15 protein-coding genes and 1 pseudogene are annotated in these 13,053 nt (G+C 57.5%); 9 read left to right on the forward strand and 7 right to left on the reverse strand.

All coding sequences use genetic code 11. From position 1 onward, the window contains the following. Positions 1 to 73: 73 nt before the first annotated feature. The 4 genes from ACOERD_RS24375 to ACOERD_RS24390 are packed head-to-tail and all read left to right on the forward strand — an operon-like array spanning position 74 to position 2,548. Complete coding sequence (locus ACOERD_RS24375; protein ID WP_419740769.1) at positions 74 to 1,285, forward strand: NAD(P)/FAD-dependent oxidoreductase; 1,212 nt, start codon at positions 74 to 76, stop codon at positions 1,283 to 1,285. Further along, entirely contained in the window at positions 1,282 to 1,848 is a 567-nt protein-coding gene (gene rsmD, locus ACOERD_RS24380) for a 16S rRNA (guanine(966)-N(2))-methyltransferase RsmD (RefSeq protein WP_419740770.1), read from the forward strand. The genes ACOERD_RS24375 and rsmD overlap by 4 nt, the downstream gene beginning before the upstream one ends. Before the next feature lie 49 nt (positions 1,849 to 1,897). Continuing rightward, complete coding sequence (locus tag ACOERD_RS24385; protein ID WP_419740771.1) at positions 1,898 to 2,326, forward strand: hypothetical protein; 429 nt, start codon at positions 1,898 to 1,900, stop codon at positions 2,324 to 2,326. Positions 2,327 to 2,368: 42 nt separating this feature from the next. Then, positions 2,369 to 2,548, forward strand: a complete 180-nt coding sequence (locus ACOERD_RS24390; protein WP_419740772.1) for a hypothetical protein — start codon at positions 2,369 to 2,371, stop codon at positions 2,546 to 2,548. Here the strand turns inward: ACOERD_RS24390 and ACOERD_RS24395 are convergent. Together ACOERD_RS24395 and ACOERD_RS24400 are read right to left on the reverse strand one after the other, a co-directional pair. Continuing rightward, positions 2,536 to 2,703: pseudogene (locus ACOERD_RS24395) on the reverse strand (type I methionyl aminopeptidase); the annotation flags it as partial. The gene ACOERD_RS24390 and the pseudogene ACOERD_RS24395 sit on opposite strands and share 13 nt — an antisense overlap. A 112-nt stretch (positions 2,704 to 2,815) precedes the next feature. After that, positions 2,816 to 4,558, reverse strand: a complete 1,743-nt coding sequence (locus tag ACOERD_RS24400; RefSeq protein ID WP_419737624.1) for an IS1634 family transposase — start codon at positions 4,556 to 4,558, stop codon at positions 2,816 to 2,818. Here ACOERD_RS24400 and ACOERD_RS24405 point away from each other — a divergent pair. The 3 genes from ACOERD_RS24405 to ACOERD_RS24415 all read left to right on the forward strand — a co-directional run bounded on the left by ACOERD_RS24405 (position 4,551) and on the right by ACOERD_RS24415 (position 5,507). Continuing rightward, entirely contained in the window at positions 4,551 to 4,778 is a 228-nt protein-coding gene (locus ACOERD_RS24405; protein WP_419740773.1) for a hypothetical protein, read from the forward strand. The two genes, ACOERD_RS24400 and ACOERD_RS24405, sit on opposite strands and share 8 nt — an antisense overlap. Positions 4,779 to 4,856: 78 nt before the next feature. Continuing rightward, complete coding sequence (locus tag ACOERD_RS24410) at positions 4,857 to 5,285, forward strand: hypothetical protein (RefSeq protein ID WP_419740771.1); 429 nt, start codon at positions 4,857 to 4,859, stop codon at positions 5,283 to 5,285. 42 nt (positions 5,286 to 5,327) lie between these two features. Then, on the forward strand, positions 5,328 to 5,507 hold the full coding sequence (locus ACOERD_RS24415) for a hypothetical protein (protein WP_419740772.1): 180 nt from the start codon (positions 5,328 to 5,330) through the stop codon (positions 5,505 to 5,507). Here the strand turns inward: ACOERD_RS24415 and map are convergent. Next, positions 5,495 to 6,307, reverse strand: coding sequence for a type I methionyl aminopeptidase (gene map / locus ACOERD_RS24420; RefSeq protein WP_419740774.1), 813 nt, complete (start codon positions 6,305 to 6,307; stop codon positions 5,495 to 5,497). The genes ACOERD_RS24415 and map overlap by 13 nt on opposite strands. Before the next feature lie 190 nt (positions 6,308 to 6,497). On the opposite strand from map, the gene ACOERD_RS24425 reads away from it, so the two are divergent. After that, on the forward strand, positions 6,498 to 7,325 hold the full coding sequence (locus ACOERD_RS24425; protein WP_419740775.1) for a tetratricopeptide repeat protein: 828 nt from the start codon (positions 6,498 to 6,500) through the stop codon (positions 7,323 to 7,325). Positions 7,326 to 7,457: 132 nt separating this feature from the next. Here ACOERD_RS24425 and istB read toward each other — a convergent pair whose 3' ends face one another. The 4 genes from istB to ACOERD_RS24445 all read right to left on the reverse strand — a co-directional run bounded on the left by istB (position 7,458) and on the right by ACOERD_RS24445 (position 12,755). Beyond that, on the reverse strand, positions 7,458 to 8,189 hold the full coding sequence (istB, locus tag ACOERD_RS24430) for an IS21-like element helper ATPase IstB (protein ID WP_419737606.1): 732 nt from the start codon (positions 8,187 to 8,189) through the stop codon (positions 7,458 to 7,460). Then, entirely contained in the window at positions 8,176 to 9,684 is a 1,509-nt protein-coding gene (gene istA, locus ACOERD_RS24435; RefSeq protein ID WP_419737605.1) for an IS21 family transposase, read from the reverse strand. Before istA ends, istB begins: the two co-directional genes overlap by 14 nt. A 318-nt stretch (positions 9,685 to 10,002) precedes the next feature. Beyond that, positions 10,003 to 10,725, reverse strand: a complete 723-nt coding sequence (locus ACOERD_RS24440; protein WP_419740776.1) for a lysophospholipid acyltransferase family protein — start codon at positions 10,723 to 10,725, stop codon at positions 10,003 to 10,005. Positions 10,726 to 11,012: 287 nt separating this feature from the next. Continuing rightward, positions 11,013 to 12,755, reverse strand: a complete 1,743-nt coding sequence (locus ACOERD_RS24445; protein ID WP_419737624.1) for an IS1634 family transposase — start codon at positions 12,753 to 12,755, stop codon at positions 11,013 to 11,015. Between ACOERD_RS24445 and ACOERD_RS24450 the strand changes: the two genes are divergently transcribed. Next, positions 12,748 to 12,987 carry a hypothetical protein gene (locus tag ACOERD_RS24450; protein ID WP_419740777.1) on the forward strand — a complete coding sequence of 80 codons (240 nt, stop codon included), beginning with the start codon at positions 12,748 to 12,750 and terminating at the stop codon, positions 12,985 to 12,987. The genes ACOERD_RS24445 and ACOERD_RS24450 overlap by 8 nt on opposite strands. The last annotated feature ends 66 nt before the right edge of the window (positions 12,988 to 13,053 follow it).

Below are 13,053 nucleotides of genomic sequence, written 5' to 3' on the forward strand. Positions count from 1 at the left end.
CAGAGTCGGGCTATGCCGCAATATAGGTGGTCGGACAGAAGTAACCATTAGAATTCGACAGGGTGTGATGAACATGAGCCATATTGTCGTGATCGGCGCCGGGCAGGCCGGATCGTCGCTTGTTGCGAAGCTGCGCAAGGATGGGTTTGAAGGGGATATCACCCTGATCGGGGCCGAGACGCATCTGCCCTACCAGCGCCCGCCCTTGTCCAAGGCCTATCTGTTGGGCGAGATGGAGATGGAGCGTCTATTTTTGCGCCCCGAAAGCTTCTATGCCGACAACAACATCACCCTGCGTCTGGGGCAGCGTGTCACTGCGATTGACCCCAAGGCCAAGACCGTAACCGTTGGAGATGAAGTCATCTCATACGATGAACTGGCGCTGACCACCGGGTCGGATCCGCGCTATCTGCCTGCCTCTATCGGCGGTGATCTTCAGGGCGTTCATGTGGTACGTGATCTGGCTCATATCGACGAGATGGAGCCTCGGGTCACCGAAGGCGCGCGCGCGCTGATTGTCGGGGGCGGCTATATCGGGCTTGAGGCCGCAGCCGTCTGCGCCAAGCGCGGGGTCAAGGTGACGCTGGTAGAAATGGCCGAGCGTATCCTGCAACGCGTCGCCGCCAAGGAAACCAGCGACTATTTCCGCGCGCTGCATACGGGTCACGGCGCGGACATCCGCGAGGGTGTGGGCCTTGATCGTCTGATCGGTGAAAACGGCAAGGTCGTCGGCGCGGTTCTGACGGATGGAACCGAAATCGAGGTTGATTTTGTGGTTGTTGGCGTTGGCATCGCGCCGTCCAGCCAACTGGCCGAGATGGCTGGGCTTGAACTGGACAACGGCATCAAAACCGACGCCCATGGCCGTACATCTGATCCGTCGATCTGGGCTGCGGGGGATTGCGCCTCCTTCCCGCATGGTGAGGGGCGCATTCGTCTGGAAAGCGTGCCCAACGCTATTGATCAGGCCGAGATCGTGGCTCAGAACATGCTAGGGGCAGCCAACGACTATACAGCAACGCCGTGGTTCTGGTCGGATCAGTATGACGTGAAACTGCAGATCGCAGGTCTGAATACGGGTTATGATCGGGTTGTCACCCGTCAGGGCGAAGGTCAGACCGTGTCGTTCTGGTACTACAAGGGTGACCAGCTGATTGCAGTCGACGCGATGAACGACCCGCGCGCCTATATGGTTGGCAAGCGCCTGATCGACGCGGGCAAAACCGCTGATCCTGCCGTGGTGGCCGATCCGGCTGCGGATCTGAAACCGCTGCTCAAAGCGTGAGGATCATCGCCGGAGAATTCCGGGGTCGTGCCTTGGCCTCGGTCGGCAAAGGGGATGCGGGTGCCCATCTGCGTCCTACCACCGACCGAGTGCGTGAAAGCCTGTTCAACGTCCTGAGCCATCAGATCGATTTTGACGGTCTGCGTGTATTGGACCTGTTCGCAGGCACCGGCGCGCTGGGGCTTGAGGCGCTGTCGCGCGGGGCTGACCACATCACCTTTGTGGATGACGGGCGTGTCGCGCAGGGCCTGATCCGCAAGAATATCGACCTGACCCGCAGCTCTGACCGGACCGATCTGATCCGCCGGGATGCGACGCGCTTAGGTGAAAACCCGAACGCGCCCTACGACCTGATCTTTCTGGACCCGCCTTACGGCAAGTCTCTGGGCCAGAGAGCGCTGGCTAAGGCGTCCGAGGCTGGATGGATCGCCGAGGGGGCGTATATCGTGTGGGAAGAAAACGCCCCGATGCAGGTACCGGATGGATTCCAGTTGTTGGACAGTCGAAAATACGGCGACACGCATATCTCGCTGATGCTTCAATCACTTGATCATATGGGTTGATCCTGACCGCCCTAATTCGTTTTTAAGTTGAATTGAGGTGGCCAGCAATTTGACGTATCTCCGCCAAAATTGCGGCCAATTTTGCCTCTACGCGCCGTGGAAACGCGGAACAACCCTTAAAGGACTCTCTATGCTTTTCAGAGCTGCCCTGACCTCGGCCATCGTGCTGGGCTCCTCCCCTGTTGTTGCAGGGCAAACAAAACTCGATGCGAATGAATTTATGGTCAATTGCACCTCGTCTGTGGGTCAATCAAGCGTGACGCTGGCGCGTTCGGGCGGATCCAACAAAGGGCATATCACTGTCGGAGAGATGAAGGGCGAGGCGGACATTCTGCCGGGTTTGGACAACCTGACGTTTTTGCTGATTCAGGATGGTCAGGTCGTCAATTTTGCCGTTGATCTTGTGAGTCTCGAATATGACATGATGATCAAAGGCACTTCACAGCGATTTGACAGGGGTAGCTGTACGCCTTCGTGATCCGGTTTTGAGGCGCGGACCGGTTTGTGCTAGGCTTCTGGTATGGACCGCGCCCTACCGCCCTTGTTCTGGGGTTTGGCTCAGGACACTGACACAGAAACCGGCCCGCCGCGCAAACCTGCACGCGCGCCGGTGTTAATCCACGACGCGATCACGCCGTGGGGGGCTGAGACGATGCTGCTGAAAGTGCTACGGGATCAGGCTGCCGATCACGAAGAATAGGTCGGATGGAACTTGCCGCCGGGTGACAGGGTAAAGAGCTCAACCCCATTTGCGGTTACACCGACCGAATGTTCGAACTGTGCCGAGAGCGACTTGTCGCGGGTCACAGCTGTCCAGTCATCGGCCAGCGTTTTGGTCTCGGGACGCCCCAAATTCCTGACTTCCGACATTTTTTCGTATAAGTCATTGATATTATTATGCCTTGGTTGCCAAAAGGCACTACACGGACTTTTTTCGCCAGCGATTGTTTCGGAGTGTTGAGGGAGCTCAGGCTTTGGTCTGGCCAGTTTTTCGGGTGCGCCCGGGGGGTATCTTGAAAGGGGCTTCGTTCCAGGTCAGGCCGACGCAGGTGAGGATGCGTCTGGCATCGACCGTGGCATGGCTTGGCATGCCGTAGCGGTCAGGGGTGCCTTTGTGGCGCAGGATCGAGAGCTGCAATGCGTTCAACTCGTTGCGGATACGAGCCGGGCTCATCGGGTGTCCGAGCAGGTCCAGATGCTTGCGCAGGTGCTGCAGGCAGCAGAAGGCCATGTAGCAGATGGCGATATGGGCCCGGACCCGACGCGGCGACCAGTGATAGATGGGCCGGATTTTCAGATCGTGCTTGTTGGTGCGGAAGCAGGCTTCGATCTCCCACAACTGGTGATAGCGGGCAATGACGTCCTGTGCCTCCAGTTCGTCCGCACCATGAACAACAATGGCATGCAGCCCGTCCCATTGTGCCGCTGCCTTGATCTTTGCATCATCCAGCGTGACGTCCCCGCTGTCGGGGAAGGCCAGGAAGCGGCCATATCCCCGGCTGCTGAAGCTGCCGGGTTTGCGAGAGCGCTTGAGCTTCTTGTGCAGCTTTTCGATTGCCTTGTCGCGCTTGTGGGCATCATTGCGTGCCCGGGTGGGTGACCAGGTCACAATGACCCGCGCTCCCTCCTGGTCGATCACCTTGTACCAGCCCTTCTCGGTTGCCTCTTCAGAACCGTGTCCAGCCCAAGGCTGGCGTCCCTCCGGGCTCAAAATGTTCGCCTTCACGGCGGCCGGGGCGGACTTCATGCGATAGCCGAGGATGTAGGGCAGACCCTTGTTCTGCAACATCTGCTGGTTGTCCTTGCTGAGCATGGCGGCATCGGCCACGAACGTGACCCTGGCCACGTCGAAGCGTCCCTCCAACGCCTTCAGCGCAGCTTCCAGCGTATGACCTTCCCAGGTGTTTCCCGGGAAGAGTTCGTAGCCCACAGGCAGCCCATCGGAGGTGACGATCAGCGCCAGCATGACCTGAGCGCGGTGATGCTTGCCATCCTTGCTGAAGCCCTTGGCCAGAAGATGATCCTGCTCGACCCCGTCCGCATCCTCGGCCGGGTCCTCGCGCTCGGTGTCAAAGGCCAGGGTCGTGCAATCGTAGAACAGCACGGTCACTGGCCCGCCCAGCAACTTCTCTGCCGCCGCGTGAGAGGTTTTGCAAATCCCGTCTATCACCGGCGTATTGATGTAATCCATGCTCCGATAGACCACGTCCAGATTGAGCGTGATGCCTGCCTGGTTCTCCAACGCCTCCACGGTCGCGCGCTTGCTCTCGGGCTGTGCGATCCGCGCCATAACCAGCTCTTTCACAATGCGATTGGCACTTTTACGCGCCGCCCCCAGAAGGGCCCCCCAACCCAGTTGGTCATACATCGTCCCCATGACATCCCGCAGACCCAGAGAGACCCGCGCCTCCTCACGGCACTCGGCAAGATCAACGCCAAGCTTGTCCGGCCGCGGAGCGCGGCGCACCAGCGCCTGCAGATCGGCATATTCCGTGGGCGTGAACAGTTCCATTTGCGGCGAGCGATCAATGCGTAATTGCTCCATCAAGCGGCCCGCCAGACGCTTGATATCCTCAATCTCGCTGTCGTTATGGGCCACACCCACATGGCGCAGGATCTTCTGGCGTACCTTGGAGCCGGTGCGGACGGATTCAACGATCTGGATCCGTGTGCGGTTGAGCTTTGCGTCATGTTTGGTGCGGATGAACATGGGCGAAGAGGTTAGCCATCTGAAGGCCCATGGCAATACTTTTTATAATAATGGGGCACTACAACGCGCCTCTGAGCAACCACACCTGAAAACAAACCAAAAACCCAGTCAGATCAACAAAAAGGTCGGAAGTCAGGGGAAGAAAACGCCCCGATGCAGGTACCGGATGGATTCCAGTTGTTGGACAGTCGAAAATACGGCGACACGCATATCTCGCTGATGCTTCAATCACTTGATCATATGGGTTGATCCTGACCGCCCTAATTCGTTTTTAAGTTGAATTGAGGTGGCCAGCAATTTGACGTATCTCCGCCAAAATTGCGGCCAATTTTGCCTCTACGCGCCGTGGAAACGCGGAACAACCCTTAAAGGACTCTCTATGCTTTTCAGAGCTGCCCTGACCTCGGCCATCGTGCTGGGCTCCTCCCCTGTTGTTGCAGGGCAAACAAAACTCGATGCGAATGAATTTATGGTCAATTGCACCTCGTCTGTGGGTCAATCAAGCGTGACGCTGGCGCGTTCGGGCGGATCCAACAAAGGGCATATCACTGTCGGAGAGATGAAGGGCGAGGCGGACATTCTGCCGGGTTTGGACAACCTGACGTTTTTGCTGATTCAGGATGGTCAGGTCGTCAATTTTGCCGTTGATCTTGTGAGTCTCGAATATGACATGATGATCAAAGGCACTTCACAGCGATTTGACAGGGGTAGCTGTACGCCTTCGTGATCCGGTTTTGAGGCGCGGACCGGTTTGTGCTAGGCTTCTGGTATGGACCGCGCCCTACCGCCCTTGTTCTGGGGTTTGGCTCAGGACACTGACACAGAAACCGGCCCGCCGCGCAAACCTGCACGCGCGCCGGTGTTAATCCACGACGCGATCACGCCGTGGGGGGCTGAGACGATGCTGCTGAAAGTGCTACGGGATCAGGCTGCCGATCACGAAGAATAGGTCGGATGGAACTTGCCGCCGGGTGACAGGGTAAAGAGCTCAACCCCATTTGCGGTTACACCGACCGAATGTTCGAACTGTGCCGAGAGCGACTTGTCGCGGGTCACAGCTGTCCAGTCATCGGCCAGCGTTTTGGTCTCGGGACGCCCCAAATTGACCATCGGTTCGATGGTAAAGAACATCCCTTCTTCCAGAACGGAGCCGGTTCCGGGGCGGCCATAGTGCAGCACGTTTGGTGGCGCGTGGAACACTCGACAAAGCCCGTGGCCACAGAAATCGCGAACAACACTCATACGGTGCGCTTCGACATAGGACTGGATCGCATGGCCGATATCGCCGAACGTGTTGCCCGGCTTGACCATCTCGATGCCCTTGAAAAGCGCGTCATGGGTGACCTGAATCAGACGCTCGGCTTTTCGCGGCAGTTTGCCTGCGACATACATCCGCGAGGTATCACCGAACCAGCCGTCCACGATGACGGTCACGTCTATGTTCAGGATATCCCCATCCTTGAGCTTTTTCTCACCGGGAATACCGTGGCAGACCACGTGGTTCACGCTAATGCAGCTGGCGTGTTGATAGCCCTTGTAGCCAATCGTCGCCGAAGTCGCTCCTGCGTCCTCGACCATCTGGGTGATGATCCCGTCGATCGCACCGGTGGTTTGGCCGGGGAAGACATGTTGCGCGATGTCATCCAGTATCCGCGCAGCCAAAGCCCCTGCCGCATGCATGCCGGCAAAGTCACCTTGTTCGTAAATGCGGATACCGTCCTTGGTCAGGCGGCCACGGTGTTCTTTCATGGATGCGAGGCTCCAATTGTTTCGCGCAGTGCTCTATTTACGCTGCTTGTGCAGAAAGTTCCAGAGGCTGCAGCGTCGCAGGCTGTATCTAGGATGGTTGACGATCCGATCACAGGTGGACGCGCACAGCGATATAAACTAGCACGGATAAGATAGTTCTCGGGCGTTAAAATAGAAGAAGGGCAGTCAGATGCAGAAAGCCGACCAGCTGAGGGCCGAGATTGCCACCATCAGTGAAATGCTCAAGACCGGGCGCGCGGACAGGGCGCTGAAGCGTGCAGTCAAGGCCGGGAAGAAATGGCCCAAAATGCCCGCGTTTCCGCAGATGGCAGGTCTTGCGTGCATTCACCAGGGGGACTTCAAACAGGCACAGACCCATCTGGAGCGCGCCTGGAAGATGGAGCCGGAGAACCCCGACCTGATCCAGAATTTCGGGCTGAGCCTTGTTCAGGGCGGCGATGCTGGGAAGGCGCTGACCCTGATGAATAAAGTTGCGGCCAAGGCCCCGCTGACCCCGCCGCAACGCTATGTGCGCGCCATGGCCCTGTTGCAGGGACGTCAACTGAGCGAGGCGTTGGTGGATGTTGATGAGGTTCTGCGCCATCAAAACGGCAATCTACAGGCCCATTGCCTGAAGGCCGATATTCTGGATGAGATGCACCAGTGGGATCAGGCCATCGACGTCCTGTTGGCCGTGGCCGAGAAGCACCCGAAATTCCACTACGGTCAGCTACGACTGGCCAAGGGTCTGGTAGGTTTGGGGCGCATGTCTGAGGCGCTGACCCATGGCCGCGCCGCCTTTGCGCTGGCTCCCGAGGATCCCGAAACGCTGGAATTCGTTGCAACTCTGCCGAACTTGTCGGCTGAGGATCGGGCGGAATTGCAGGCTCAAACTTCTAAACTGCTTGAGGCGGGCAATGCCAACCGCGAGGCCGCAGCCACGGTGCATTTTGCCTGTCAATCGGCATTGAATAATGACCCCCCATCGGCGTCCAAATTTGACCCCCCTTGGAGCTAAGAGGGGCGTTGAGGGGGTCGTGTTTAGGTTGATTCAGGAGGGGGTGGACAGCAGGTCAAACCGAAAAGAGAGCGTAGCTCGACTGAAGGTTTGACCTGCTGTCTGTTTTGAATTTATTCCCCGATTTCGAGGTTAGTCGCGGTGGTTAATTCGCCAGCTTTCGTTCCCGGTTTCGATGATATCGCAATGGTGTGTCAGTCGATCCAGGAGAGCAGTGGTCATTTTGGCATCTGTGAACACACTCGGCCATTCAGCAAATGCGAGGTTGGTTGTTAGCAGAATAGACGTTCGCTCGTACAGTTTGCTGATGAGATGGAAGAGTAATCGTCCACCAGACTCTGCGAACGGCAGATAACCGAGTTCGTCTATAATCACGAGGTCGACGCGGATCAGCTGCTCGCTGAGCCGCCCGGCGTTGCCTTCGCGATGTTCAGCCTCCAGCTTGTTCGCGAGATCCACAGCGCTGAAGAACCTGACCCGCCGGCGGTTATTGACCGCGTGGCCCCCGATCGCTGTTGCGAGATGCGTTTTGCCCGATCCGGTTCCACCGACCAGCACGCCATTCCTGGCCTGGTCCATAAAATCGCCGTCATGAAGATTGCGCACGACTTCCTCGTTGACGGGGCTGACCGTGAAGTCGAACTCAGGTAAGGACTTGCAGACCGGGAACTTTGCGGCACCCATCTGATACCGGATCGAGCGCGCAGTCTTTTCGGCCAGTTCGGCCGTGAGGAGTTCGGCCACGACCTGTTGGGGCCGCCAGTTGTTTTTGGCTGCGGCCTGCATCACTTCGTCAAAGCAGTTGACGATGCCTGGCAACTTCAGTTGACGGGCAAGTTCGAGAATTTCCTTACGCAGTTGCATGGGAGCCTCCAAGCCTGTCATAGCGAGCGCAATCCGCGATCGGTGCCATTTTCAGCTGCAGGTGGGCAGGCGGCTCAATCGCCTTTGGCGGCGGGGGATTGGTGCGCCGAGAGACAATGTTCAGGATCGCATCGGCCTTGCGCAGGCCAGATTTTAGAGCTTCTTCGCAGGCAGCCTCGACCACATCAATGTCGTGCTGGTAAGCAGCGAAAAGAATATCGGCAAGTTGCCGGTCTCCGTCGGATGTGCCCCGCAGATGGGTCCAGATCTGCGTCATTGCCGGTGGTAGGTCCCAGTCACGGAACGGTGCTCCATTGCGCAGAGCGCCAGGCTTGCGCTTGAGGACGGGCACATAGTGCCAAGGGTTGAAGATCGTTTTTCCTCGGCCGAAGCACCGTTCGTGCTCTCCGACAATCTCACCGTCTTGGCGCAGGACAATCCGCGTGGCGTAGACCTGCAACTGGACCTGACGTCCAACAGCTCTTGCCTCAACGCTGTATTTGTTTCTTTCGAAGTTGATCAGGCAGGTTCGGCTCACGGCGACCGTCTTTTCACGGAACCCGACGAAGGGCTTCTGCAGATGCGTCAGCAGCGGCTTTTCCTGCTGGAACTCCTCCCAGACCGTCACCTCCAGGTTTTCCGGATGCCGCAGTTCTTTTGCGCGTTTGATCGCGTCTTTTTGCAGCCGGGCATTCAATTCATCGAAGTCGGCCACCTCCAGACGCGGTGTAAAACTATAGGCGCGGCTCTCCTTGACCAGATTCTCAACCTGACCCTTCTCCCAACCGGCCGCGCGCGTACAGGCGATCGGGTTCACCAGATGATGAGAACACATCCGGGAGAATGCCTTGTTGAACTTTCTTTCCTTGCCCGACAGGATCGCATCGACGGCGGTCGTCATGTTATCGTAGATCCCGTTGATGCAGCCTCCACCAAAGAATTTGAAGGCCTCGTCGTGGGCATCAAAGACCATCTCCTGCGTCTCGCGCGGATAGGCAATGGAGAATGGCATGCGGCTATGGCAAAGTTTGAAATGGGCAACCTTCACGGTCGTGAGTGCACCGTCCATCAAAACCGTCTCCACACTCCAGTCGAACTGGTACGCCTCCCCAGGATCAAAGATCAGCGGGATGAACGCCTGCGCCTGTTGTCGGCCGTGCGCAATGCGCCAATTCTTTGTGTAGCGTCGAACACTGTCATACCCGCCGCCAAAACCATCATCGGAGAGTTCCTTCCAGATTTTGGTCATCCGCTTGCGGTGTTTCTTCGGAAGCGCCTCGTTCTCCTCAAGCGTTTCATCCAGACGCGCGCGCCAAGGCCCGAGCACCGGGTATGGCTGCGATTTGCGCTCATATTTGAACTCCGTCACTCCCGATCGGATTATCTTTCGAACCGTTGCACGGCTCAAATTGAGCGAACGGCAAATTTCCTTGATGCTCTTTTTTTCGATCAGGTGTAAGCGACGCACTTTTCTAATAGTTTCCACGCAAATCATCCCGCTTGCCTCTCCATCGACTGCTCAATGAAAAGGATGTCTACAACCATAGGGAGGGGTCAAATTTGGACGCCGATTTCCCCGCTTAGGGGGTCAAAATTGCACGCTTTTCTACACTCGAATGGTCTGCGCAGTCGATATTCTTTCTATTTGAAGCTGTGTTTGCGGCAAAAGCGCAGACCACAATGCAGAACAAACTGTATGTCTTCCAAGCCCATGAACCGAACGCTGTGTGCAAGGTGCGATGAGCAATAGTTGTATGCACTAAACAGTCTCGCCTACCCAAGTCGCTCTCTTTTTGATTGGCCCTAAGGGAGATCAACGCCGACTGGTCAAAGAGACAGTGTGCCTTCTTAGAAAGTTGAGTAGGTCCCGTGGATTGCCGGCCCGTTTTTCAATCTCGTCTCTCTCGATAGGGTCACCGACGATCGGGCGCTGGGGTTTATCCAAGGCATGCCGCACTTCGTACAAAAGCAACCCTTGGCGCAGCGTGGCGGAGACATTGCTGGCGATTTGATATGCGCGACTGTTGCGTCCGGGAAAGTGAATGGGGACAACTGTGGCCCCAGAGCGCTGGATCAACTTGGCTGTAAAGGGATTCCATTCGCGTTCGACCGCAGGCCCCCACCAACTGTCCGACGAGGCAACAACCCCGGAAGGGAACAATGCGATTAACCCTCCGTTCGCAAGATGCTCCATAGCTTTTCGGCGCATTTCCAGGCTCTTTTCAAGAGCGTCGGGTTCATGATCAAAGGGGACCGGGATCATGAACTGGTCAATCTCAACGACACCCGTCAGCAGAGATCGCGTTAGAATTTTATAGTCGGTTCGGACCTGACCGATCAGTTCGGCCAGGATCATGCCGTCGACAAGTCCGTGCGGGTGATTGGCGACAACCACCACGGTCCCTTTGCTCGGGATTTGACGAATTTCTTCATCGGGTGTTTGCAGCGCGATGCCCATCACCTCAAGGGCCTGCCCCCAGAAGGGTTGCCCAACGGGCACGCCCATTGCCTCGAATTTTCGGATGCGACGCAACAAATGGAATTTGCTTGTAGTCAGCTCAATAGCTTTGATCGCCCATCGCTGAATGTGGACGCATAAGACAAGCGGCGCCGATCATAGGGCTGCTCGCTCAGGTTTGTTCCGTCGCTCTGGCCAAGCAACAGCCGAGTCTCTTTGTCCGGGCGGCCAGTACCGGGTCTTTTGAGGGTCTCCTGACTTCCGACATTTTTTCGTATAAGTCATTGATATTATTATGCCTTGGTTGCCAAAAGGCACTACACGGACTTTTTTCGCCAGCGATTGTTTCGGAGTGTTGAGGGAGCTCAGGCTTTGGTCTGGCCAGTTTTTCGGGTGCGCCCGGGGGGTATCTTGAAAGGGGCTTCGTTCCAGGTCAGGCCGACGCAGGTGAGGATGCGTCTGGCATCGACCGTGGCATGGCTTGGCATGCCGTAGCGGTCAGGGGTGCCTTTGTGGCGCAGGATCGAGAGCTGCAATGCGTTCAACTCGTTGCGGATACGAGCCGGGCTCATCGGGTGTCCGAGCAGGTCCAGATGCTTGCGCAGGTGCTGCAGGCAGCAGAAGGCCATGTAGCAGATGGCGATATGGGCCCGGACCCGACGCGGCGACCAGTGATAGATGGGCCGGATTTTCAGATCGTGCTTGTTGGTGCGGAAGCAGGCTTCGATCTCCCACAACTGGTGATAGCGGGCAATGACGTCCTGTGCCTCCAGTTCGTCCGCACCATGAACAACAATGGCATGCAGCCCGTCCCATTGTGCCGCTGCCTTGATCTTTGCATCATCCAGCGTGACGTCCCCGCTGTCGGGGAAGGCCAGGAAGCGGCCATATCCCCGGCTGCTGAAGCTGCCGGGTTTGCGAGAGCGCTTGAGCTTCTTGTGCAGCTTTTCGATTGCCTTGTCGCGCTTGTGGGCATCATTGCGTGCCCGGGTGGGTGACCAGGTCACAATGACCCGCGCTCCCTCCTGGTCGATCACCTTGTACCAGCCCTTCTCGGTTGCCTCTTCAGAACCGTGTCCAGCCCAAGGCTGGCGTCCCTCCGGGCTCAAAATGTTCGCCTTCACGGCGGCCGGGGCGGACTTCATGCGATAGCCGAGGATGTAGGGCAGACCCTTGTTCTGCAACATCTGCTGGTTGTCCTTGCTGAGCATGGCGGCATCGGCCACGAACGTGACCCTGGCCACGTCGAAGCGTCCCTCCAACGCCTTCAGCGCAGCTTCCAGCGTATGACCTTCCCAGGTGTTTCCCGGGAAGAGTTCATAGCCCACAGGCAGCCCATCGGAGGTGACGATCAGCGCCAGCATGACCTGAGCGCGGTGATGCTTGCCATCCTTGCTGAAGCCCTTGGCCAGAAGATGATCCTGCTCGACCCCGTCCGCATCCTCGGCCGGGTCCTCGCGCTCGGTGTCAAAGGCCAGGGTCGTGCAATCGTAGAACAGCACGGTCACTGGCCCGCCCAGCAACTTCTCTGCCGCCGCGTGAGAGGTTTTGCAAATCCCGTCTATCACCGGCGTATTGATGTAATCCATGCTCCGATAGACCACGTCCAGATTGAGCGTGATGCCTGCCTGGTTCTCCAACGCCTCCACGGTCGCGCGCTTGCTCTCGGGCTGTGCGATCCGCGCCATAACCAGCTCTTTCACAATGCGATTGGCACTTTTACGCGCCGCCCCCAGAAGGGCCCCCCAACCCAGTTGGTCATACATCGTCCCCATGACATCCCGCAGACCCAGAGAGACCCGCGCCTCCTCACGGCACTCGGCAAGATCAACGCCAAGCTTGTCCGGCCGCGGAGCGCGGCGCACCAGCGCCTGCAGATCGGCATATTCCGTGGGCGTGAACAGTTCCATTTGCGGCGAGCGATCAATGCGTAATTGCTCCATCAAGCGGCCCGCCAGACGCTTGATATCCTCAATCTCGCTGTCGTTATGGGCCACACCCACATGGCGCAGGATCTTCTGGCGTACCTTGGAGCCGGTGCGGACGGATTCAACGATCTGGATCCGTGTGCGGTTGAGCTTTGCGTCATGTTTGGTGCGGATGAACATGGGCGAAGAGGTTAGCCATCTGAAGGCCCATGGCAATACTTTTTATAATAATGGGGCACTACAACGCGCCTCTGAGCAACCACACCTGAAAACAAACCAAAAACCCAGTCAGATCAACAAAAAGGTCGGAAGTCAGGAACTTGGCTGTAAAGGGATTCCATTCGCGTTCGACCGCAGGCCCCCACCAACTGTCCGACGAGGCAACAACCCCGGAAGGGAACAATGCGATTAACCCTCCGTTCGCAAGATGCTCCATAGCTTTTCGGCGCATTTCCAGGCTCTTTTCAAGAGCGTCGGG

The sequence above is a fragment of the Ruegeria sp. genome, assembly GCF_965199275.1.
GTDB lineage: Bacteria > Pseudomonadota > Alphaproteobacteria > Rhodobacterales > Rhodobacteraceae > Ruegeria.